At 72.5% G+C, this 18,676-nt stretch carries 17 protein-coding genes; 10 read left to right on the plus strand and 7 right to left on the minus strand.

Annotated features, from left to right (window positions below; all coding sequences use genetic code 11):
- The first annotated feature begins 84 nt into the window (after positions 1–84).
- Positions 85–1,473, plus strand: coding sequence for an aldehyde dehydrogenase family protein (locus ACFYPJ_RS11815; protein ID WP_389014236.1), 1,389 nt, complete (start codon positions 85–87; stop codon positions 1,471–1,473).
- A 15-nt stretch (positions 1,474–1,488) separates the two neighbouring features.
- Entirely contained in the window at positions 1,489–2,571 is a 1,083-nt protein-coding gene (locus ACFYPJ_RS11820) for a Zn-dependent alcohol dehydrogenase (protein ID WP_389014239.1), read from the plus strand.
- A 53-nt stretch (positions 2,572–2,624) separates the two neighbouring features.
- Here the strand turns inward: ACFYPJ_RS11820 and ACFYPJ_RS11825 are convergent, their stop codons facing one another.
- The gene (locus ACFYPJ_RS11825) at positions 2,625–3,419 is read right to left on the minus strand and encodes an ArsR/SmtB family transcription factor (RefSeq protein ID WP_389014240.1); all 795 of its coding nucleotides are present in this window, start codon (positions 3,417–3,419) and stop codon (positions 2,625–2,627) included.
- Positions 3,420–3,594: 175 nt separating this feature from the next.
- Positions 3,595–4,239, minus strand: a complete 645-nt coding sequence (locus ACFYPJ_RS11830) for a TetR/AcrR family transcriptional regulator (protein ID WP_389014243.1) — start codon at positions 4,237–4,239, stop codon at positions 3,595–3,597.
- 135 nt (positions 4,240–4,374) lie between these two features.
- Between ACFYPJ_RS11830 and ACFYPJ_RS11835 the strand changes: the two genes are divergently transcribed.
- The 3 genes from ACFYPJ_RS11835 to ACFYPJ_RS11845 all read left to right on the plus strand — a co-directional run bounded on the left by ACFYPJ_RS11835 (position 4,375) and on the right by ACFYPJ_RS11845 (position 6,700).
- Positions 4,375–5,526, plus strand: coding sequence for an acyl-CoA dehydrogenase family protein (locus tag ACFYPJ_RS11835; protein ID WP_389015072.1), 1,152 nt, complete (start codon positions 4,375–4,377; stop codon positions 5,524–5,526).
- Between the two features lie 188 nt (positions 5,527–5,714).
- Complete coding sequence (locus tag ACFYPJ_RS11840) at positions 5,715–6,002, plus strand: YiaA/YiaB family inner membrane protein (protein WP_389014245.1); 288 nt, start codon at positions 5,715–5,717, stop codon at positions 6,000–6,002.
- Between the two features lie 74 nt (positions 6,003–6,076).
- Positions 6,077–6,700 carry a TetR/AcrR family transcriptional regulator gene (locus ACFYPJ_RS11845; RefSeq protein WP_389014248.1) on the plus strand — a complete coding sequence of 208 codons (624 nt, stop codon included), beginning with the start codon at positions 6,077–6,079 and terminating at the stop codon, positions 6,698–6,700.
- Between the two features lie 49 nt (positions 6,701–6,749).
- Here the strand turns inward: ACFYPJ_RS11845 and ACFYPJ_RS11850 are convergent, their stop codons facing one another.
- Positions 6,750–7,211 (minus strand): MaoC family dehydratase, encoded by a 462-nt coding sequence (locus tag ACFYPJ_RS11850; RefSeq protein ID WP_389014251.1) that lies wholly within the window; start codon positions 7,209–7,211, stop codon positions 6,750–6,752.
- Positions 7,212–7,331: 120 nt separating this feature from the next.
- Here ACFYPJ_RS11850 and soxR point away from each other — a divergent pair, with 120 nt between their 5' ends.
- Entirely contained in the window at positions 7,332–7,793 is a 462-nt protein-coding gene (gene soxR, locus ACFYPJ_RS11855; protein ID WP_389014253.1) for a redox-sensitive transcriptional activator SoxR, read from the plus strand.
- Between the two features lie 201 nt (positions 7,794–7,994).
- Here the strand turns inward: soxR and ACFYPJ_RS11860 are convergent, their stop codons facing one another.
- Both ACFYPJ_RS11860 and ACFYPJ_RS11865 read right to left on the minus strand, forming a co-directional pair.
- Entirely contained in the window at positions 7,995–8,732 is a 738-nt protein-coding gene (locus tag ACFYPJ_RS11860) for a 3-keto-5-aminohexanoate cleavage protein (protein WP_389014256.1), read from the minus strand.
- Between the two features lie 254 nt (positions 8,733–8,986).
- Positions 8,987–9,589, minus strand: coding sequence for a hypothetical protein (locus tag ACFYPJ_RS11865; protein WP_389014259.1), 603 nt, complete (start codon positions 9,587–9,589; stop codon positions 8,987–8,989).
- 253 nt (positions 9,590–9,842) lie between these two features.
- Between ACFYPJ_RS11865 and ACFYPJ_RS11870 the strand changes: the two genes are divergently transcribed.
- The gene (locus ACFYPJ_RS11870; RefSeq protein WP_389014261.1) at positions 9,843–12,647 is read left to right on the plus strand and encodes a penicillin acylase family protein; all 2,805 of its coding nucleotides are present in this window, start codon (positions 9,843–9,845) and stop codon (positions 12,645–12,647) included.
- A gap of 125 nt (positions 12,648–12,772) precedes the next feature.
- Here ACFYPJ_RS11870 and ACFYPJ_RS11875 read toward each other — a convergent pair whose 3' ends face one another.
- The gene (locus ACFYPJ_RS11875) at positions 12,773–14,038 is read right to left on the minus strand and encodes an exo-beta-N-acetylmuramidase NamZ domain-containing protein (protein WP_389014264.1); all 1,266 of its coding nucleotides are present in this window, start codon (positions 14,036–14,038) and stop codon (positions 12,773–12,775) included.
- Between the two features lie 235 nt (positions 14,039–14,273).
- Here ACFYPJ_RS11875 and ACFYPJ_RS11880 point away from each other — a divergent pair, with 235 nt between their 5' ends.
- From ACFYPJ_RS11880 to ACFYPJ_RS11890, 3 genes are read left to right on the plus strand one after another with little or no spacing between them, the layout of a single operon-like run.
- Positions 14,274–15,038, plus strand: coding sequence for an SDR family oxidoreductase (locus ACFYPJ_RS11880; protein WP_389014267.1), 765 nt, complete (start codon positions 14,274–14,276; stop codon positions 15,036–15,038).
- The gene (locus tag ACFYPJ_RS11885) at positions 15,035–16,702 is read left to right on the plus strand and encodes a class I adenylate-forming enzyme family protein (RefSeq protein ID WP_389014270.1); all 1,668 of its coding nucleotides are present in this window, start codon (positions 15,035–15,037) and stop codon (positions 16,700–16,702) included. The genes ACFYPJ_RS11880 and ACFYPJ_RS11885 overlap by 4 nt, the downstream gene beginning before the upstream one ends.
- A gap of 27 nt (positions 16,703–16,729) precedes the next feature.
- Positions 16,730–17,323 carry a TetR/AcrR family transcriptional regulator gene (locus tag ACFYPJ_RS11890; protein ID WP_389014273.1) on the plus strand — a complete coding sequence of 198 codons (594 nt, stop codon included), beginning with the start codon at positions 16,730–16,732 and terminating at the stop codon, positions 17,321–17,323.
- Between the two features lie 132 nt (positions 17,324–17,455).
- On the opposite strand, the gene ACFYPJ_RS11895 is transcribed toward ACFYPJ_RS11890, so the two are convergent.
- Positions 17,456–18,673 carry an acyl-CoA dehydrogenase family protein gene (locus ACFYPJ_RS11895; protein ID WP_389014276.1) on the minus strand — a complete coding sequence of 406 codons (1,218 nt, stop codon included), beginning with the start codon at positions 18,671–18,673 and terminating at the stop codon, positions 17,456–17,458.
- Between the last annotated feature and the right edge of the window lie 3 nt (positions 18,674–18,676).

The raw sequence follows: 18,676 nt of genomic DNA on the forward strand, positions 1-18,676 counted from the left end.
GGTGGGACCCCGCAACCCCTGGCGCCGGAAAACTAACGTCGCTAGTTTGTGGTCGGACGACCCGGCCCGCCAGGAGGACGCACCATGAAGGCACATGACGCCCTGTACATCGACGGTGCCTGGCGCCCCGCCGCGGGCCGGGACGTGATCGAGGTGGTGAACCCCGTCGACGAACAGGTCGTCGGCCGGGTCCCGGCGGGCACCGCCCCGGACGTCGACACCGCCGTACGCGCCGCCCGGGCCGCCCTTTCGGGGTGGGCGGCGACCGCGCCCGCCGAGCGCGCCGCCCGGCTGGCCGCCCTGCGCGACGTCCTGACCGCCCGCAAGGAGGAGATCGCTGAGACGGTCACCGCTGAACTGGGCGCACCGCTGGAGTTCTCCCGCGCCGTCCACGCGGGCCTGCCGGTCTCGGTCGCCGGCACGTACGCCGAACTGGCCGCGACCCACGTCTTCGAGGAGCGGGTCGGCAACTCGGTCGTGCACCACGAACCCGTCGGCGTCGTCGGCGCGATCACCCCCTGGAACTACCCCCTCCACCAGATCGTCGCCAAGGTCGCCCCGGCGCTGGCCGCGGGCTGCACGGTGGTCCTCAAGCCGGCCGAGAACACCCCGCTCGTCGCCCAGCTGTTCGCGGAGTCGGTGCACGAGGCGGGCCTGCCCGCGGGCGTGTTCAACCTGGTCACCGGGCTCGGCCCGGTCGCCGGCCAGGCCCTCGTCGAGCACCCGGGCGTCGACCTGGTCTCCTTCACCGGCTCCAGCGCCGTGGGCCGCCGGATCGGCGCCGTCGCGGGCGGCGCCGTCAAGAAGGTCGCCCTCGAACTCGGCGGCAAGTCCGCCAACGTCATCCTGCCCGGCGCCGACCTCGCCCGGGCCGTGGCCGTCGGCGTCGCCAACGTGATGGCCAACTCGGGACAGACGTGCAGCGCCTGGACGCGGATGCTCGTGCACACCGACCAGTACGACGAAGCCGTGGCGCTGGCCACGACCGCGGCGGCCAAGTACGGCGACCGCATCGGCCCGGTGGTCAGCGCCGAGCAGCGGGCCCGGGTGCGCGGTCACATCGAGCGCGGGACCGCCGAGGGCGCCCGGCTGGTCGCCGGCGGCGCCGACGCCCCGCGCGAGAAGGGCTACTTCGTGCGCCCCACGGTGTTCGCGGACGTGACACCGGAGATGAGCATCGCGCAGGAGGAGATCTTCGGCCCGGTCCTCACGATCCTCCGCTACGCCGACGAGGAGGACGCGCTGCGCATCGCCAACGGCACGGTCTACGGCCTGGCCGGCGCCGTCTGGGCGGGCGACGAGGCACAGGCGGTCGCCTTCGCGCGGCGCATGGAGACCGGACAGGTCGACATCAACGGCGGCCGGTTCAATCCGCTCGCCCCCTTCGGCGGCTACAAGCAGTCCGGAGTGGGCCGGGAACTGGGCGCGCACGGGCTCAGCGAGTATCTCCAGACCAAGTCGCTCCAGTTCTGAGGGAGTTCAGCAACCATGGCCGTACGAGCCGCCGTCCTGCCCGCCGTCGGGGCCCCGCTGGAGATCACCGAGATCGACCTGCCGGACCCGGGGCCCGGCCGGGTCCGGGTGCGCCTGGCCGCCGTCGGCGTCTGCCACTCCGACCTGTCCCTGTCCGACGGGACCATGCGGGTACCGGTCCCGGCCGTCCTCGGCCATGAGGGCGCGGGCACGGTCGTCGCCGTGGGCGAAGGGGTCACCGGGGTCGCACCCGGCACCCCCGTCGTCCTCAACTGGGCCCCGGCCTGCGGCCGCTGCCACGCCTGCGCGCTCGGCGAGGTCTGGCTCTGCGCCAACGCCCTGAACGGTGCCGCCGAGGTCTACGCCCGCACTGTGACCGGCACCGACCTGTATCCCGGCCTCAACGTGGCCGCGTTCGCGGAGGAGACGGTGGTCCCGGCCGCCTGCGTGCTGCCCGTGCCCGACGGCGTTCCGCTCGCCGAGGCCGCCCTCCTCGGCTGCGCCGTCCTGACGGGTTACGGCGCCGTGCACCACGCGGCGCGGGTGCGGCCGGGGGAGACGGTCGCGGTGTTCGGGGCCGGCGGAGTCGGTCTCGCCGCACTCCAGGCGGCACGGATCGTGGGCGCCGAGCGGATCGTCGCCGTCGATGCCTCCCCGCACAAGGAGGAGTTGGCGCGCGGCGCGGGCGCCACCGACTTCCTCCTCGCCGACGCCACGGCTCCGCGCCGGATCCGGGCCCTCACCGACAAACAGGGGGTCGACGTCGGCATCGAGTGCGTGGGCCGCGCGGCCACCATCCGAGCCGCCTGGGAGTCCACCCGCCGCGGCGGCCGGACGACGGTGGTCGGCATCGGCGGCAAGGACGAGCAGGTCACCTTCAACGCCCTGGAGATCTTCCACTGGGGCCGCACCCTGACCGGCTGCGTCTACGGCAACAGCGACCCCGCCCGTGACCTGCCGGTCCTGGCCGAGCACGTACGTGCCGGCCGGCTGGACCTGGCCGCGCTGGTGACGGACCGCATCGCCCTGGCGGACATCCCGGCGGCCTTCGACAACATGCTGACGGGCAGGGGCGGCCGGGCCCTGGTCCTGCTGTGAGAGCGCCGGTGCCGCGCTGACGGGGCCGCCCGGCGACGCGCAGCCGGACCGGCTCAGCGCAGCGTGCCGGGGTCGATGCCCAGCAGGTCGGACAGCGCGTCGGCGCCGGCGGCCGTCACCTTCACAGCGCGTCCCGAGCCGATGCGCACGCACCAGCCCGTGCGCAGGGCGTGCCGGCACAGTTCGGCGCCCGCGACGCCCGCCAGATGGGGGCGGCGCTCGGTCCAGTCGAGGCAGGCACGGGCCGGCGGCCGGCGGCCGGTGCGCGGCAGCCCGATGCCGGCGCCGTCGAACCACTCACGTCCCGCGTCCGTGAGCGTGAAAGCACTGGTCCGCTCCGCCTGCGCCGGTCGTGGCGGCGCCGCGGCCGGTACCCGGAGACCGGCCGCGGCGGTGCCCGTCGGCCCGTTGGTGACGCCGAGCACCCCGCGCGCGGTGAGCGCGTCGGTGATCGCGATGCCGAGCCGCCCGGCGAGGTGGTCGTAGCAGGTGCGCCCGCGGGCCAGCGCGGATCCGGCACCCGCCTCCCGCAGCGTGCGCGGTCGCCGTACCGCTGCCTCCGGGTCGACCCGGGCGGTCAGCTCCTCGACGAGCTGGGCCACCCGCTCGTCGGCGAGCCGCACATACCGGTGCCGCCCTTGCCGTTCCTCGGTGAGCAGCCCGCCCGCGACCAGCTTGCCCAGGTGTTCGCTGAGCGTGGACGCGGCGACCCCGGCGTGCCGGGCGAGTTCGCCGTTGGTCCAGGCCCGTCCGTCCAGCAGCGCCAGCAGACAGGCTGCCCTGGTCTCGTCGGCGAGCAGCCCGGCGAGCGCCGCGAGCCCCGCGGCACGAGGGTCTTCGACGGTCATGTCCCCAGGATTGCCCATGGATGATTCGGCCGCCGCCGAACCGTCCCCGCAGCGGCCCGCGCTGGGTCCGGGGCCGACCGCATCGGCTCCGCGGTCCCCGCACCGGGACCGCAGCCGCCCGCACCGGTTCCGCAGGACCCGCACCGGGCAGGCCGTCACGGCACCGGGCAGGCCGTCACCGCACCGGCCGCGCGACCCGCTCGTACTGCTGCGCCAGTCCGTCCAGCAGCGCCGTCAGACCCGTCTCGAAGGCCCGCTCGTCGATCTTCTCCTGCTGCTCGGCGAGGCGGTGGGCCTGTCCGAGGTGCGGGTAGTCGGCGGGGTCGTAGGCGCTCGCGTCGTCCACGAATCCCCCGGCGAACGAGCCGAGCGCCGAGCCCATGACGTAGTACCGCATGAGCGCGCCGATGGAGGTGGCCTGCGCGGGCGGCCAGCCGGCGTCGACCATCGCGCCGTAGACGGCGTCGGCGAGGCGCAGCGCCGCGGGCCGGCGGCCGGGACCGCGTGCGAAGACCGGGACGAGGTTGGGATGCTCGCGCAGGGCGGCCCGGTAGGAGGCGGCCCAGTCGTGCAGCGCGGCCCGCCAGTCCCGGCCGTCCTCGAACATCGACAGGTCGACCTGGCCGCTGACCGAGTCGGCGACCGCCTCCAGGATCTCGTCCTTGGTGCGGAAGTGGTTGTAGAGCGAGGGTCCGCTCACGCCCAGTTCGGCGGCGAGCCGGCGGGTCGAGACGGCCGCGAGGCCCTCCGCGTCCACGAGTTCCCGTGCCTTCCGGACGATCCGTTCGGTGCTGAGGAGGGGCTTGCGCGGTCGGGCCATGGCGCACATAGTAGGGCTGCGACAGAAAACTAGCAGTGGTAATTTAAAAGACGGCCCGCTGCGCTGCCGTGGACGTGGCGTCCGGGACAGGGCCGTGGCGTTCAGGAATCCGTCTTCGGCAGGGGTGATCTCGTGGTGAACCTGGGACTCAGCGAGGAGCAGACCGCCGTCCGGCAGCTCGCGCGGGACTTCGTGGAGCGCGAGATCACCCCGCACGCCGCCGCCTGGGACCGGGCCGAGGAGGTGGACCGGGGCATCGTGAAGAAGCTCGGCGAGCTCGGCTTCCTCGGGCTCACCGTCGACGAGGAGTACGGCGGCTCGGGCGGTGACCACCTGGCGTACTGCCTGGTCACGGAGGAGCTGGGACGCGGCGACTCCTCGGTCCGCGGCATCGTGTCCGTCTCCCTCGGACTCGTCGCGAAGTCGGTGGCGGCCTGGGGGAGCGAGGAGCAGAAGCGCCGCTGGCTGCCGGGGCTGACCTCCGGCGGGTACCTCGGCTGCTTCGGCCTGACCGAACCGGGCACCGGATCCGACGCGGGCAACCTGACCACCCGGGCGGTGCGCGACGGCGACCACTACGTCGTCAACGGCACCAAGACCTTCATCACGAACGGCACCTGGGCCGATGTCGTCCTGCTCTTCGCCCGCTCCACGGACGCACCCGGCCACAAAGGCGTCTCCGCCTTCCTGGTGCCCACCGACACGCCGGGCCTGACCCGCCGCGCCATCCACGGAAAGCTCGGCCTGCGCGGCCAGGCGACGGCCGAACTGGTCCTCGCGGACGTCCGTGTCCCGGCCTCGGCGATGCTGGGGCCACAGGGCAAGGGCTTCGCGGTCGCGATGTCGGCGCTCGCCAAGGGACGGATGTCGGTGGCGGCGGGCTGCGTCGGCATAGCCCAGGCCGCGCTGGACGCGGCCGTCGGCTACGCCGGCGAGCGCGAGCAGTTCGGCGTGCCCATCGCCCGCCACCAACTGGTCCAGGAGCTGATCACCGACATCTCCGTCGACGTGGACGCGGCCCGGCTGCTGACCTGGCGGGTGGCCGACCTGGTCGACCGCGGTCTGCCGTTCGCCGTGGAGTCCTCCAAGGCCAAACTCTTCGCTTCCGAGGCGGCCGTCCGTGCCGCCGGCAACGCCTTGCAGGTCTTCGGCGGCTACGGCTACATCGACGAGTTCCCGGCGGGCAAACTGCTGCGCGACGCCCGGGTGATGACCCTCTACGAGGGCACCAGCCAGATCCAGAAACTCCTCATCGGCCGGGCACTGACGGGGGTTTCGGCGTTCTGAGCGCCTCTGGGCGCCGACCGGCCCGGATGCCGACGGCCTGGAGGTCAATGAGCCCGGTACCGGCAAGTGCGGGGTACCGGTGGGCCGCGGGCGCCGCTGCCTGAGCAGCCGTCTGAGTATGCCGTCACTGTGCCGTCTGCGTATCCGGACGGATGCGCCGCGTGCCGGGCGTGCCGAAGCTGGTCCCCATGAGTGACACACCGCGCGATCAGCAGAGCACGACCGCGTTCTACGGTCAGGCCGTGGCCTCCTTCGCCGTGGCCCTGGCGGCGACCTCCGCCGGCATCTACAACCTGCACACCGACGTCTGGGTGCGTGCCTTCCTGGGGATCGCGGTCCTGTACCTGGTGACCTCCGCCTTCACCCTGGCGAAGGTGATCCGGGACCGTCAGGAGGCCGGGCGGATCGTCAACCGGGTCGACCAGGCCCGGCTGGAGAAGCTGCTCGCCGAGCACGACCCCTTCGAGAAGCTCTGAGCGGGCATGCTAAGCGCTCGCTCATCTCCGGGCGGTATGGTGGAGCTCCTGTCACCGAGAGGGGCGAAGAAGCGATGAGTGCGGCGGAGGAAACGGCCGGCGGCGAGGTCGAGCCGTGGGGCGAGGTCAGCCCGGACGCGGCCCGGCGGCTGCTCGTCGCCGCCGTGGAGGCTTTCGCCGAACGGGGCTACCACGCGACGACGACCCGTGACATCGCGGGCCGCGCCGGCATGAGCCCGGCCGCGCTCTACATCCACTACAAGACCAAGGAAGAACTCCTCCACCGGATCAGCCGCATCGGTCACGACAAGGCGCTGGACATTCTGCGCACGGCCGCGCGCGGCCCCGGCAGCGCCACGGAGCGGCTCGCCGACGCGGTGAGTTCCTTCGTCCGCTGGCACGCGGGCCGGCGTACCACCGCACGGGTCGTGCAGTACGAACTGGACGCGCTCGGCCCGGACGCCCGCAGCGAGATCCTCGCGCTGCGCCGCCAGGTCGACGCCGAGGTGCGCGGGATCGTCCAGGACGGCGTGGCCTCCGGCGAGTTCGACGTCCTCGACGTGCAGGGCACGACCCTCGCGGTGCTGTCCCTGTGCATCGACGTGGCCCGCTGGTTCAACGTGAACGGCCCCCGCACCCCCGAGGAGGTCGGCGCGCTCTACGCCGACCTCGTGCTGCGGATGGTCGGGGCCGAGTAGCCCCCGGTCCGCCGGACGGCGCGCGGCGGCGCCGAACCTCGCGCCGGCCTCAGAGGTAGTAGCGGGAGACCGACTCCGCCACGCAGACGGGCTTGTCGCCGCCCTCCCGCTCCACGGTGAAGGCGACGGTCAGCTGGACGCCGCCGGTGACGTCCTCGGCACCGGTGATCCGCGCGGTGGCGCGCAGCCGGGACCCGACCGGGACGGGCGCGGGGAACCGCACCTTGTTGGTGCCGTAGTTGACGCCCATCGTCGCGCCGTCCACCCGGAGCAGTTGCGGGCCGAAGAGGGGCAGCAGCGACAGGGTCAGATACCCGTGCGCGATGGTGCTGCCGAACGGCCCCGCGGCGGCCTTCTCCGGGTCGACGTGGATCCACTGATGATCGCCGGTGGCCTCGGCGAACAGGTCGATCCGCTTCTGGTCGACCTCCAGCCAGCCGGTGGGTCCCAGCTGCTCGCCCACGGCCGCCTTCAGCTCGTCGGGGGAGGTGAAGATCCTCGGTTCTGCCATGTTCCTCGTCCCGGCCTCTCCTGTCGACATCGCTCACCTCTAAGCAACTGCTTAGCATGGTCGGGTCGGCGGGCGATGTCAACGGACCGCCCGGCCGGAGCGGTGGGTAGGCTCTGTGGGGTGCCCCAGATCTCGGAGAGGATCCACGAGCTGACCGTCGGCCAGCTGTCCGCGCGCAGCGGCGCCGCCGTCTCGGCCCTGCACTTCTACGAGTCCAAAGGGCTCATCAGCAGCCGCCGGACCTCGGGCAACCAGCGCCGCTACACCCGTGACACGCTGCGTCGCGTCGCCTTCGTCCGGGCCGCCCAGCGGGTCGGCATCCCGCTGGCCACGATCCGCCAGGCCCTCGCCGAACTCCCCGAGGAGCGCACCCCCACCCGCGAGGACTGGGCCCGGCTCTCGGAAGCATGGCGCTCCGAACTGGACGAGCGGATCCGGCAGCTGAACCGGCTCCGCGACCACCTCACCGACTGCATCGGCTGCGGCTGCCTCTCCCTGGAGGGCTGTGTCCTGTCGAACCCGGACGACGCCTTCGGCGCCCGCGGTTCCGGCTCCCGTCTGATGGCGGAACCCGAACACTGAGTGCTTCGCGGTCGGGGGCGCCACCTGGCCTCTTGCGCTGGCCACGTCGCCGTGACCAACACCGCCCGCTCCCGAGCGGCGGGTGTGTGACTCCTCGCTCCCGGGCGGCGAGCCTGTGGCTTCCCGCGTCCGGGCGGCGGGCCTGTGGCTTCCCCGCGTCCGAGCGGGGTGTGGGGCTTTCCGCGTTCGAGCGGGGGTGAGTCACCCGCCCTCGGTCCGGCCGCTGCGGTACTCGGCGAGGCCGGCCGTGACCAACTCGGCGTTGGAGCGGGCCGGTTGTCCGTCCGGCAGCAGCAGGGTGTCCTCCAGTCCGATGCGCGTGGCCAGTCCCAGCCGTCCGGCCAGCCGCAGCACCGGCCAGGCGCCCAGATCCTCGCCGTGCAGCAGCACGGGCCGGCCGTGCGCGGAACCCAGGTCGGCGAGGAACGTACGCGCGGACTCCTGGGCGGTGTCCGGGTCCGGGTCGGTCACCTCCGCCAGCACCCGCAGCACCTTCGACGCTAGGGGCGAGGCCGCGAACCGGGCCGCACCGTCCGTCCCCGACCGGATGCCCGCCTCGACGCCGACACCCCGGTCGATCAGCAGTCCGGCGATCTCCTCCGCGCCCTCCTCGTGCCAGTTGACGGAGGCGTGGTCCGGCAGCACCGACCAGGTGCGCACCCGGTTCCGCCGGGCCGCCGGACCGGGTTCGGCCCATGCGCCGGTGCCCACCCCGACCGGCACCGGCCCCGGCACCCGCGCCCGCAGCGCGTCGAGGACCGGTGCGAGCACGCGCGGCGACAGGCTCTCCCGGCCGCACGGAGTCCGGGGGTGGACATGGACGTCGGTCGCTCCGGCCGCGACCGCCTCGGCCGCGGAGCGCGCGATCGCCTCCGGGGACAGCGGCACACCGGCACCGTCGGCGCTCCCGCGGCGCCCGTTGAGACACACCTGCACCATGCCTCGATGATGCCGGTCGGCACCGGCGGAGTCCCGGCACGGTCACGCCGACACCGTGCGGTCCGGCGACGAACTGGCCGAAAAAGCACGCCGGGAACGGGATCTGGAGAGACAAATAGTGTCAAATGAAGGTGTTTGGTGATTTGGGGTGGAATGCATGGAATGTGCTGGGAGTGAAATGGCGGACGGGGCAAGGGTGGTACGGGTCGGGCCAGGGCAGGGGGTGCGGCATCCCCGGCGCACCCCCCGGTCGGTCACGCCGACATGAGCAGCCGCCCGCGCCGCGCGTACGCCAGCGCCTCGGGCGTGAGCACCGGCCGCGGCACGAGAATCCCGCACTCCGTGCAGACCGGGCCCGATGAGGGTTCGTGGTCGAGGTCGTATTTCCAGACGAGACGTTCTCCGGCGCACACCGGGCAGGTCGATCCCGGTGCGCGGTTCAGTGCGGCGATCAGCCGCCGCAGCACTTCGGCCAGTGGTTCAAGGGGGTGGACCCGCGGGTCGTCGCACCAGGCGACCCCGAATCCGCCCCAGGTCAGCCGGTGCCAGTCGTCCACGCTGCCCGGCCGGCGCAGCCCGTCCTGCTTCTCCCTCCTGCGGCGCTGGGCGAACTCCCCCTCGTAGCCCAGCCAGACCGCGCGCGCCTCTTCCAGTTCCTCCAGCGCGGCCACCAGGCGCGCCGGATCGGGTGATCGGTCCTCCGGGTCGAATCCGGCCCGGGAGCACAGATGGTCCCAGGTCGCTCTGTGCCCATAAGGGGCGAAACGCTCAAGGCACTTGCGTAGCGAATAGCGCCTCAGCGCCAGGTCGCACCTCGGGTCGCGCACCTGTCTCGCCAGACTCCGAAAACCAGCCATCGCTCTGCACCTCCGTCACACCTGCACCTGTATTTCGGTCGTTTCGGCGTCGTGGTCGAAACTCGCGCGACGTCGCCGAATAGACGTATCGATGCGCGATTCGGCTCCATCCGATTTCCGATGCCCGCCATAAGGCGCCCCCGGTTGACGGCGGACAACGGCTGCGGCGACTCCGAAAAGTGACGCATGTTCATCTTCACTCTCGGGGATACCGGCGGTAACGTCCGGCCAACCCCCGTCGGGAGGAGCTGCCATGGCACGGCGCACCCCACACAACGTGTTGTTCGACAAACTGAGAACTCCCGGCAGACGCGCCGGGTTCCTGAAGACGGCATCCGTATGTGCTCTGATCGCAGGTCTGCTCTCCCCGCTCACCCAGCAGGTGGCGGCGGCGGAGCCGGCGGTGACCCGGGCGGCGGCTGCCGACGACCACTGCGGCGGACGGTGTTCCGACATCCTGCCGCCCGGCCAGAACGGCAACGCGACCCTCGCTCAAATCCTTCTCAACCAGGCATTCGGTACCCAACCCGACCACGCCGAGGACCAGCTCGGCCCCTACGCCAACCTGGCCACGGGCTACTCGGGGCTCACCGACGCGAAGATCAACACCTTCTTCAACGACGCGTCGTTCGGGGTCGCCGCCGACCAGGTCGCCTCCAGCGAGAAGCCGGCCGGCCGCACCGACGTGACGATCGTCCGGGACAAGAAGACCGGCGTACCGCACATCACCGGCACCACCCGCTACGGCACCGAGTTCGGAGCCGGCTACGCGGCCGCCCAGGACCGGCTGTGGCTGATGGACCTCTTCCGGCACGTCGGCCGCGGCCAGTTGACCTCCTTCGCGGGCGGCGCCGCCGCCAACCAGGGCCTTGAGCAGCAGTTCTATCGCAACGCCTCCTACACGGAGGCGGACCTCCAGGCCCAGATCGACAGCGCCGTCGCCCAGAACGGCGACCGGGGCCGGCAGGCCCTCGACGATGTCAACGCCTACATCGCGGGTATCAACGCCTACATCGACGCCTCCGACAGCGGCCGCTACTTCCCCGGCGAGTACGTGCTGACCGGCCACAAGGACGCGATCACCAACGCCGGCACCATCGACCACTTCAAGGTCACCGACATGGTGGCGCTCGCCTCCGTCATCGGCTCGCTGTTCGGCGCGGGCGGCGGCGGCGAGGTCAACAACGCGCTCTCGCTGATGGCGGCCCAGTCCAAGTACGGCGTCGAGGAGGGCACCCGGGTCTGGGAGTCCTTCCGGGAGCGCAATGACCCCGAGGCCGTCCTCACCGTGCACAACGGCGAGAGCTTCCCGTACGCTGGCAAGCCCGCCGACGCGAAGGGCCGGGCCCTGCCCGACGCCGGCTCGGTCGTCCAGGAACCGCTGGTCTACGACCGTACCGGCAGCGCCGCCTCGGCGAGCGCCCAAGGCACCTCCGCCAAGGCCGCCGACACCGTGCTCGGCTCCGCCCGGCGCGGCATGTCCAACGCGCTGGTGGTGAGCGGCAAGCACACGGCGAGCGGAAACCCGGTGGCCGTCTTCGGACCGCAGACCGGCTACTTCGCGCCCCAGTTGCTCATGCTCCAGGAGATCCAGGGCCCCGGCATCAGCGCCCGCGGCGCCTCCTTCGCGGGTCTGAGCATGTACGTCGAACTGGGCCGCGGCCAGGACTACGCGTGGAGCGCCACGACCTCGGGCCAGGACATCATCGACAGCTACGCGGTCGAACTCTGCCAGGACGACTACCACTACCTGTACCGCGGCACCTGCACCGCGATGGAGAAGATCGAGCAGAAGAACTCCTGGAAACCGACCGTCGCCGACGGCACCGCGGCCGGGTCGTACACGATGCGGGTCTGGCGCACGAAGTACGGGCCCGTGGAGTACCGGGCGACCGTCGGCGGCAAGAAGGTCGCCTACACCAGCCTGCGCTCCTCCTACCGGCACGAAGTCGACTCGATCATCGGCTTCCAGATGCTGAACGACCCGGACTACGTCAAGGGCCCGGCGGACTTCCAGACCGCGGCGCAGCACATCAACTACACCTTCAACTGGTTCTACGCCGACTCCCAGCACACCGCGTACTACAACAGCGGCAGCAACCCGGTGCGGGCGAGCGGCGTGGACGGCGAGTTCCCGGTGTGGGCGCAGCCCGCGTACGAGTGGCGGGGCTGGAACCCGGCGGGCAACACCGCCGACTACACCCCGCCCGCCCAGCACCCCAACTCCGTCGACCAGGACTACTACATCTCCTGGAACAACAAGCAGGCCAAGGACTACGCGGCCGCGCCCTGGGGCGAGGGCTCGGTGCACCGCGGCAACCTCCTCGACGACCGGGTGAAGAAGCTGGTCCAGGCCGGCGGGGTCACCCGTGCGTCCCTGGTGAAGGCGATGGCGGACGCGGCGCTCGCCGATCTGCGCGCCGAGGACGTGCTGCCGGACCTGCTGAAGGTGATCAACAGCTCGCCGGTCACGGACTCCACGGCCGCGGCGGCGGTGAACAACCTCCAGGCGTGGCTGACGGCGGGCGCCAAGCGCACCGAGACGTCCGCGGGTTCGAAGAAGTACGCGAACGCCGACGCCGTCCGGACCCTGGACGCCTGGTGGCCGCTGTTGGTGAAGGCCGAGTTCGAACCCGCTCTGGGCAGCGACCTGTACACCGCGTTCACGAACAACCTCGCGGTGGACGAGGCACCGTCGGCCGGGCACGGCCCGACCGGATCGCACGCGGGCAGCGCCTTCCAGTACGGCTGGTGGAGCTATGTCGACAAGGACATCCGCGCGGTGCTCGGTGAGCCCGTGCAGGGGCCGCTCGCCCAGAAGTACTGCGGCGGCGGCAGCCTCAGCGCCTGCCGGGACGCCCTGATCAGCACGCTCAAGCAGGCGGCCGGCCTGACCGCGGCCCAGGTCTACCCGGGCGACGACCTGTGCTCGGCGGGCGACCAGTGGTGCGCCGACTCGATCAACCAGCGCACCCTGGGCGGCATCAAGCACGGCACCATCAGCTGGCAGAACCGTCCGACCTACCAGCAGGTGGTGGAGTTCACCTCGCACCGGTGACCCGGCGGTGACGGCGACCCGACGGTGACGGTGACGGCGGCGGGCCGCCTCGCGCGGCCCGCCGCCGGTCCTGCCGGACGCGGACGGTCCGGTGCGCACGACGCCGTGCGCACCGGCCGCCCGGCTCACCGGTAGTGGAGATACTTTCCGCGCACCGTGCGGAACGCCGCCAGGTCGTCCTGCCAGGCGCGGGCGACCTCGTCCGGACCCGCGCCCGCGTCGATCATCGTGCGGACCACGGTGGACCCGGTGAGCTTGTCGATCCAGTTGTCGGAGCGCCAGGCGAAGCCGCTCCAGACCTGCTTGGCGGTCACCAGCAGCGCGATCCCGGTCCGTACCGGGTCGTACGCGGCCCGGTCGTGGACGTGGATCTGCACACCCCCGACGGTCGTGCCCTGGAACTTCGAGAAGGTGGGCGCGAAGTACGCCTCGCGGAACCGCACCCCCGGCAGCTCCAGCGCGTCGGCCGCGGCGGCCCACCGTCCGTCGATGCCCTCCGCGCCGAGCAGTTCGAAGGGCCGGGTGGTGCCGCGTCCCTCCGACAGGTTCGTCCCCTCGAAGAGGCAGGTCCCGGAGTACACCAGCGCCGTGTCGGGCGTCGGCATGTTCGGGCTCGGCGGCACCCAGGGCAGACCGGCCGCGTCGTAGAAGTCCGTGCGCCGCCAGCCGGTCATCAGGACCGTCTCCAGCGGCACCCGGGAATCCAGGAACTCCGCGTCGAACAACCGCGCCAGCTCCGCGACCGTCATCCCGTGCGCCTGGGCGATCGGCTGCCGGCCGACGAACGTGGCGAACTCCCGGTGCAGCACCGGCCCCTGGGCGGACCGCCCGGTCACCGGATTCGGCCGGTCGAGCACCACGAACCGCTTGCCCGCGAGCGCCGCCGCCTCCATGCAGTCGTACAGGGTCCAGATGTACGTGTAGAAGCGGGCGCCCACGTCCTGGATGTCGAAGACGACCGTGTCCACGCCCGAGGCGGCGAAGACGTCGGCGAGCGGCCGGCCGCTCGTCTGGTAGGTGTCGTAGACCGGCAGGCCGGTCGCCGGGTCGTCATGGCGGCCCTCGGAGCCGCCGGCCTGCGCGGTGCCGCGGAAGCCGTGCTCGGGTCCGAAGACGGCGGTGAGCGACACGCGGGGGTCGGCGTGCATGACGTCGACGATGTGCCGGGCGTCCCGGGTGATGCCCGTCGGGTTGGTGACGATGCCGACACGCCGGCCGGCGAGGAGGGCGTAGCCGTCGTCGGCGAGGCGTTCGAAACCGGTGCGCAGCCGCCCGTGCGGTTCGGCGGCGGCCGGGGTGTTCGTGGCGGCCGGGGCGGTCGCGGCGGGGGTGACGGGTCCGGCCGCCGCCGTGGTCGCCGCCGCGAGGAGACTCCGTCTGGACAGGTGCATGGGCGACCTCCGTGAGCGAGGGGACGTGGGCGACATGGGCATGGGCACGATATGCGCGTCCTGGTGTGGTCCGACAGATGCGGGCGGGCGGCCCGCACGACCCGTCCGGGCCGCCGGCGGAACCTTCCCCGGACGCGGCCCTGCGCCCCTCCAGGTGTCGCGGTCGACCCTTCCCGCAAACATACCGACCGGTTAGTGTGGCACCCCGGAAGCCGGTTCGTGTCGAAGGAGGCCGATGGTGGGAGCCGTGCAGGACGCGTCAGTCGTGGTCACCGGAGCGGGCGCCGGGATCGGCGCGGCACTCGCTCGCCGCTTCGCCGCCGAGGGGGCCCGGGTCGTCGTCAACGATCTGGACGCGGAGCGTGCCGAAGCGGTCGCGGACGAGATCGGCGGCATCGCCGTCCCGGGCGACGCGGCCACCACCGTCACCGCCGCCCGCGACGCGCTCGGCGGGAGGGTCGACGTCTACTGCGCCAACGCGGGGTTCGGCTCGGCCTCCTCGGAGACGGCCCCCGAAGACGTCTGGGCCCGGGCCTGGGACGTCAACGTCATGGCGCACGTCCGCGCGGCCCAGGTGCTGCTGCCCGACTGGCTGGCACGCGGCGCCGGCCGCTTCGTCTCCACCGTCTCCGCGGCCGGACTGCTCACCATGATCGGCGCCGCCCCCTACAGCGTCACCAAGCACGGCGCTTACGCCTTCGCCGAGTGGCTGTCGCTGACCTACCGGCACCGCGGGCTCAAGGTCCACGCGATCTGCCCGCAGGGCGTCCGCACCGACATGCTGGCCGCCGCCGGCAGCGCGGGCGACCTGGTGCTCGGGCCGACCGCGATCGAACCGCAGGACGTCGCGGACGCGCTGTTCAAGGGCATCGAGGAGGACCGCTTCCTGATCCTGCCGCACCCGGAGGTCGCCGGGTTCTACCGGCACCGGGCCACGGAACCGGACCGCTGGCTGGCCGGCATGAACCACCTCCAGCGGACCTGGGAGGAGAACCGATGACCGGCTCCGGCTACGCCGACCGGCCCTGGCTGGCCCTCCTCGGCGCCGCCCAGCGCGCCCCGGTCGACCCGGAGGACTCACTCGTGCACGCCCTGCGCCGGGTGGTCGCCGAGGCCCCGGACCGCACCTTCCTCCGCTACTTCGACGCCCGCATCAGCTACCGCGAGACCGACGAGCTGAGTGACTCCGTCGCCGCCCACCTCGCCGAGCGCGGCCTTGAGCCCGGCGACCGGGTGGCCGTCCAGCTCCAGAACTCCCCGCACTTCGTGCTCGCCGTGCTCGGCGCCTGGAAGGCGGGCGCGATCGTCGTCCCCGTCAACCCCATGTACAAGTCGGTGGAGGTCGCCCGCCTCCTGCGGGACTCCGGGGCGACCGCGCTGATCTGCGCCGAGCGGGCCTGGGCGGGATACCTGCGGACCACGGCCGCCGACACGCCCGTACGGATCGTGCTCACCACCGGCGAGCTGGACTTCCAGACCCGGCACGACGCGCGGGTGCTGGACTTCGAGCCGCTGCCCGAGCCCGCGGACACCGACGACCTCGTGGCCGTGGCCCGCCGCGCCGCCGCCGCCCCGGCCGGCCGTGCCCCGGGCCCCGGTGACGTCGCGCTGATCAGCTACACCTCGGGGACCAGCGGCATCCCCAAGGGCGCCACCAACACGCACGGCAACATCATGTACAACGCGGAGCGCCAGCGGACCGGCCTCGACCTGCCAGCGGCGCCGGTCTACCACGCCCTCGCCCCGCTGTTCCACATCACCGGCATGGTCTGCCAGTTCGGCGCCTGCCTGAACAGCGCGGGCACGCTGGTGCTGACGTACCGCTTCGAGCCGGGCGTCGTCCTGGAGGCGTTCGCCGAGCACCGCCCGCACTACACGGTCGGCCCGGCCACCGCCTTCATGGCGCTCGCCGCCCACCCCGACGCCGCCCCGGACCACTTCGCCTCCCTGGTGCACGTCTCCTCCGGCGGCGCACCGCTGCCGCCCGCCCTGGTCGAGAAGTTCCGCGCGGACTTCGGCCCCTACATCCGCAACGGCTACGGACTGACCGAGTGCACCGCGCCCTGCGCCGTCGTACCGCCCGACCTGGAGGCACCGGTCGACCCCGGGTCCGGGACGCTGGCCGTCGGCGTGCCCGGCGCCGACACCGTCATCCGGATCGTCGACGACGAGGGCGCGGAGGTCCCCTTCGGCCGTCCGGGCGAGATCGCCGTACGCGGCCCGCAGGTGGTGCCCGGCTACTGGCGGCTGCCCGAGGCCACCGGCGAGACCTTCCCCGACGGCGAACTGCGCACCGGCGACATCGGGTTCATGGACCGGCAGGGCTGGCTGTACGTCGTCGACCGCAAGAAGGACATGATCAACGCCTCCGGCTTCAAGGTGTGGCCGCGCGAGGTCGAGGACGTGCTCTACACCCACCCGGCGGTGCGCGAGGCGGCCGTCGTCGGGGTGCCCGACGACTACCGGGGTGAGAGCGTCAAGGCATACATCAGCCTCCGCCCGGGCGCCACGGCCGACCCGGCCGAACTGGCGGCGTACTGCAAGGAGAGACTGGCGGTGTACAAGTACCCGCGCCACGTGGAGATCCTGCCCGACCTGCCCAAGACGGCGAGCGGGAAGATCCTCCGCCGGGACCTGCGTTCCCGGGCGCGCGACGGTCAGTGAAGCACCACGGAAAGGCAGGTGACGGCAGTGCCCAGGACGACGGACGGCGACGGGACTCCCGTCCCGCGGCGGCTCCTGGCCGCCGCCACTCGGCTGTTCGCCGAGCAGGGTTACGACCGCACCTCCGTACAGGAGATCGTCGAGGCGGCAGGCGTCACCAAGGGCGCCCTCTACCACTACTTCGGCTCCAAGGACGACCTGCTGCACGAGGTCTACGCCCGGGTGCTGCGCGTGCAGCAGGAGCGGCTCGACGCCTTCGCGGACGCCGACGCACCGGTCGAGGAACGGCTGCGGGCGGCGGCGGCCGACGTGGTCGTCACCACGATCGAGAACCTCGACGACGCGATGATCTTCTTCCGGTCCATGCACCACCTCAGCCCCGAGAAGAACAAGCAGGTACGGGCCGAGCGGCGGCGCTACCACGAACGCTTCCGCGCACTCGTGGAGGAGGGGCAGCGGACCGGCGTCTTCGCCACGGCGACCCCGGCCGACCTGGTGGTGGACTACCACTTCGGCTCGGTCCACCACCTGTCGACGTGGTACCGGCCCGACGGCCCGCTCACCTCCCAGCAACTCGCCGACCACCTCGCCGACCTGCTGCTGCGGGCGCTGCGTCCGTGAGCCGACGCGGCGCCGAAGCCGCGGACGAAGCGGCGCGGGTGCCGCCGTACGACGCGGCACCCGCCGCGCGTACGGCGGGAACGACCACGGGTCCGGCCCCGCCCGAACCGGTTGCGGACCCGCGGCGCGCGGCTACGGAAGGTACTTCTTCAGTTCCCGGCGTGCCAGCGACCGCTGGTGCACCTCGTCCGGGCCGTCCGCGATCATCAGCGTGCGCGCGGCGGCGTACAGCTCGGCCAGCGGGAAGTCCTGGCTGAAGCCGCCGGCTCCGTGCAACTGGATGGCCCGGTCGATGATGCCGACGACCGCCCGGGGCGTCGCGATCTTGATGGCCTGGATCTCCGTGTGCGCGCCCTTGTTGCCGACGGTGTCCATCAGCCACGCCGTCTTCAGCACCAGCAGCCGCAACTGCTCCACCGTCACCCGGGCGTCCGCGATCCAGGTGTGCACCACGCCCTGCTGGGCCAGCGCCTTGCCGAAGGCCGTACGGGACACGGCCCGCCGGCACATCAGCTCGATCGCCCGCTCCGCCATCCCGATCAGCCGCATGCAGTGGTGGATGCGGCCGGGTCCGAGCCGGGCCTGGGCGATGGCGAAACCGCCGCCCTCCTCGCCGATCAGGTTCGACACCGGCACGCGCGCGTGGTCGAAGACCACCTCGGCGTGCCCGCCGTGGGCGTGGTCCTCGTACCCGAAGACCTGCAGCGCCCGCCGCACCGTGACCCCCGGCGTCTCCCGGGGGACGAGGACCATGGACTGCCGGCGGCGCGGGTCGGCCCCGTCGGGGTCGCTCTTGCCCATCACGATGAAGATCCGGCAGTCCGGGTTCATCGCTCCGGAGATGTACCACTTGCGGCCGCTGATGACATAGTCGTCGCCGTCCCGCTCGATGAGTGTGGTGATGTTGGCGGCGTCGGACGAGGCCACCTCCGGCTCGGTCATCGCGAAGGCCGAGCGGATCTCGCCGGCCAGCAGCGGTTCCAGCCACTGCTTTTTCTGCCGCTCGTCCCCGAACTGCGCCAGCACCTCCATGTTGCCGGTGTCCGGGGCCGCGCAGTTCAGCGCGGTGGGCGCGAGCTGCGGGGAGCGGCCGGTGATCTCGGCCAGCGGGGCGTACTGCAGATTGGTCAGCCCGGCCCCGTACCCGGAGTCCGGCAGGAACAGGTTCCACAGCCCCTGCCTGCGCGCCTCGGCCTTCAGCTCCCCGACCACGGCCGGGGTGTCCCAGGGGGAGGCCAGCGCCGCCCGCTGCTCCCGGGCCACCGGCTCGGCCGGACGGACGTGGTCGTCCATGAAGGCCAGCAGCCGGGCCCGCAGTTCCTCGGTGCGCTCGTCGTACGCGAAGTCCATTGG

The organism is Streptomyces sp. NPDC006012 (assembly GCF_042871185.1).
Taxonomy (GTDB): domain Bacteria; phylum Actinomycetota; class Actinomycetes; order Streptomycetales; family Streptomycetaceae; genus Streptomyces.

What these genes read in the sequence shown, in the direction of transcription:
- ACFYPJ_RS11815 (WP_389014236.1), top strand. Translation starts at nt 85, where the DNA reads ATGAAGGCACATGACGCCCTGTACATCGACGGTGCCTGGCGCCCCGCC.
- ACFYPJ_RS11820 (WP_389014239.1), top strand. Translation starts at nt 1,489, where the DNA reads ATGGCCGTACGAGCCGCCGTCCTGCCCGCCGTCGGGGCCCCGCTGGAG.
- ACFYPJ_RS11825 (WP_389014240.1), bottom strand. Translation starts at nt 3,419, where the DNA reads ATGACCGTCGAAGACCCTCGTGCCGCGGGGCTCGCGGCGCTCGCCGGG.
- ACFYPJ_RS11830 (WP_389014243.1), bottom strand. Translation starts at nt 4,239, where the DNA reads ATGGCCCGACCGCGCAAGCCCCTCCTCAGCACCGAACGGATCGTCCGG.
- ACFYPJ_RS11840 (WP_389014245.1), top strand. Translation starts at nt 5,715, where the DNA reads ATGAGTGACACACCGCGCGATCAGCAGAGCACGACCGCGTTCTACGGT.
- ACFYPJ_RS11845 (WP_389014248.1), top strand. Translation starts at nt 6,077, where the DNA reads ATGAGTGCGGCGGAGGAAACGGCCGGCGGCGAGGTCGAGCCGTGGGGC.
- ACFYPJ_RS11850 (WP_389014251.1), bottom strand. Translation starts at nt 7,211, where the DNA reads ATGGCAGAACCGAGGATCTTCACCTCCCCCGACGAGCTGAAGGCGGCC.
- ACFYPJ_RS11860 (WP_389014256.1), bottom strand. Translation starts at nt 8,732, where the DNA reads ATGGTGCAGGTGTGTCTCAACGGGCGCCGCGGGAGCGCCGACGGTGCC.
- ACFYPJ_RS11865 (WP_389014259.1), bottom strand. Translation starts at nt 9,589, where the DNA reads ATGGCTGGTTTTCGGAGTCTGGCGAGACAGGTGCGCGACCCGAGGTGC.
- ACFYPJ_RS11870 (WP_389014261.1), top strand. Translation starts at nt 9,843, where the DNA reads ATGGCACGGCGCACCCCACACAACGTGTTGTTCGACAAACTGAGAACT.
- ACFYPJ_RS11875 (WP_389014264.1), bottom strand. Translation starts at nt 14,038, where the DNA reads ATGCACCTGTCCAGACGGAGTCTCCTCGCGGCGGCGACCACGGCGGCG.
- ACFYPJ_RS11880 (WP_389014267.1), top strand. Translation starts at nt 14,274, where the DNA reads ATGGTGGGAGCCGTGCAGGACGCGTCAGTCGTGGTCACCGGAGCGGGC.
- ACFYPJ_RS11885 (WP_389014270.1), top strand. Translation starts at nt 15,035, where the DNA reads ATGACCGGCTCCGGCTACGCCGACCGGCCCTGGCTGGCCCTCCTCGGC.
- ACFYPJ_RS11895 (WP_389014276.1), bottom strand. Translation starts at nt 18,673, where the DNA reads ATGGACTTCGCGTACGACGAGCGCACCGAGGAACTGCGGGCCCGGCTG.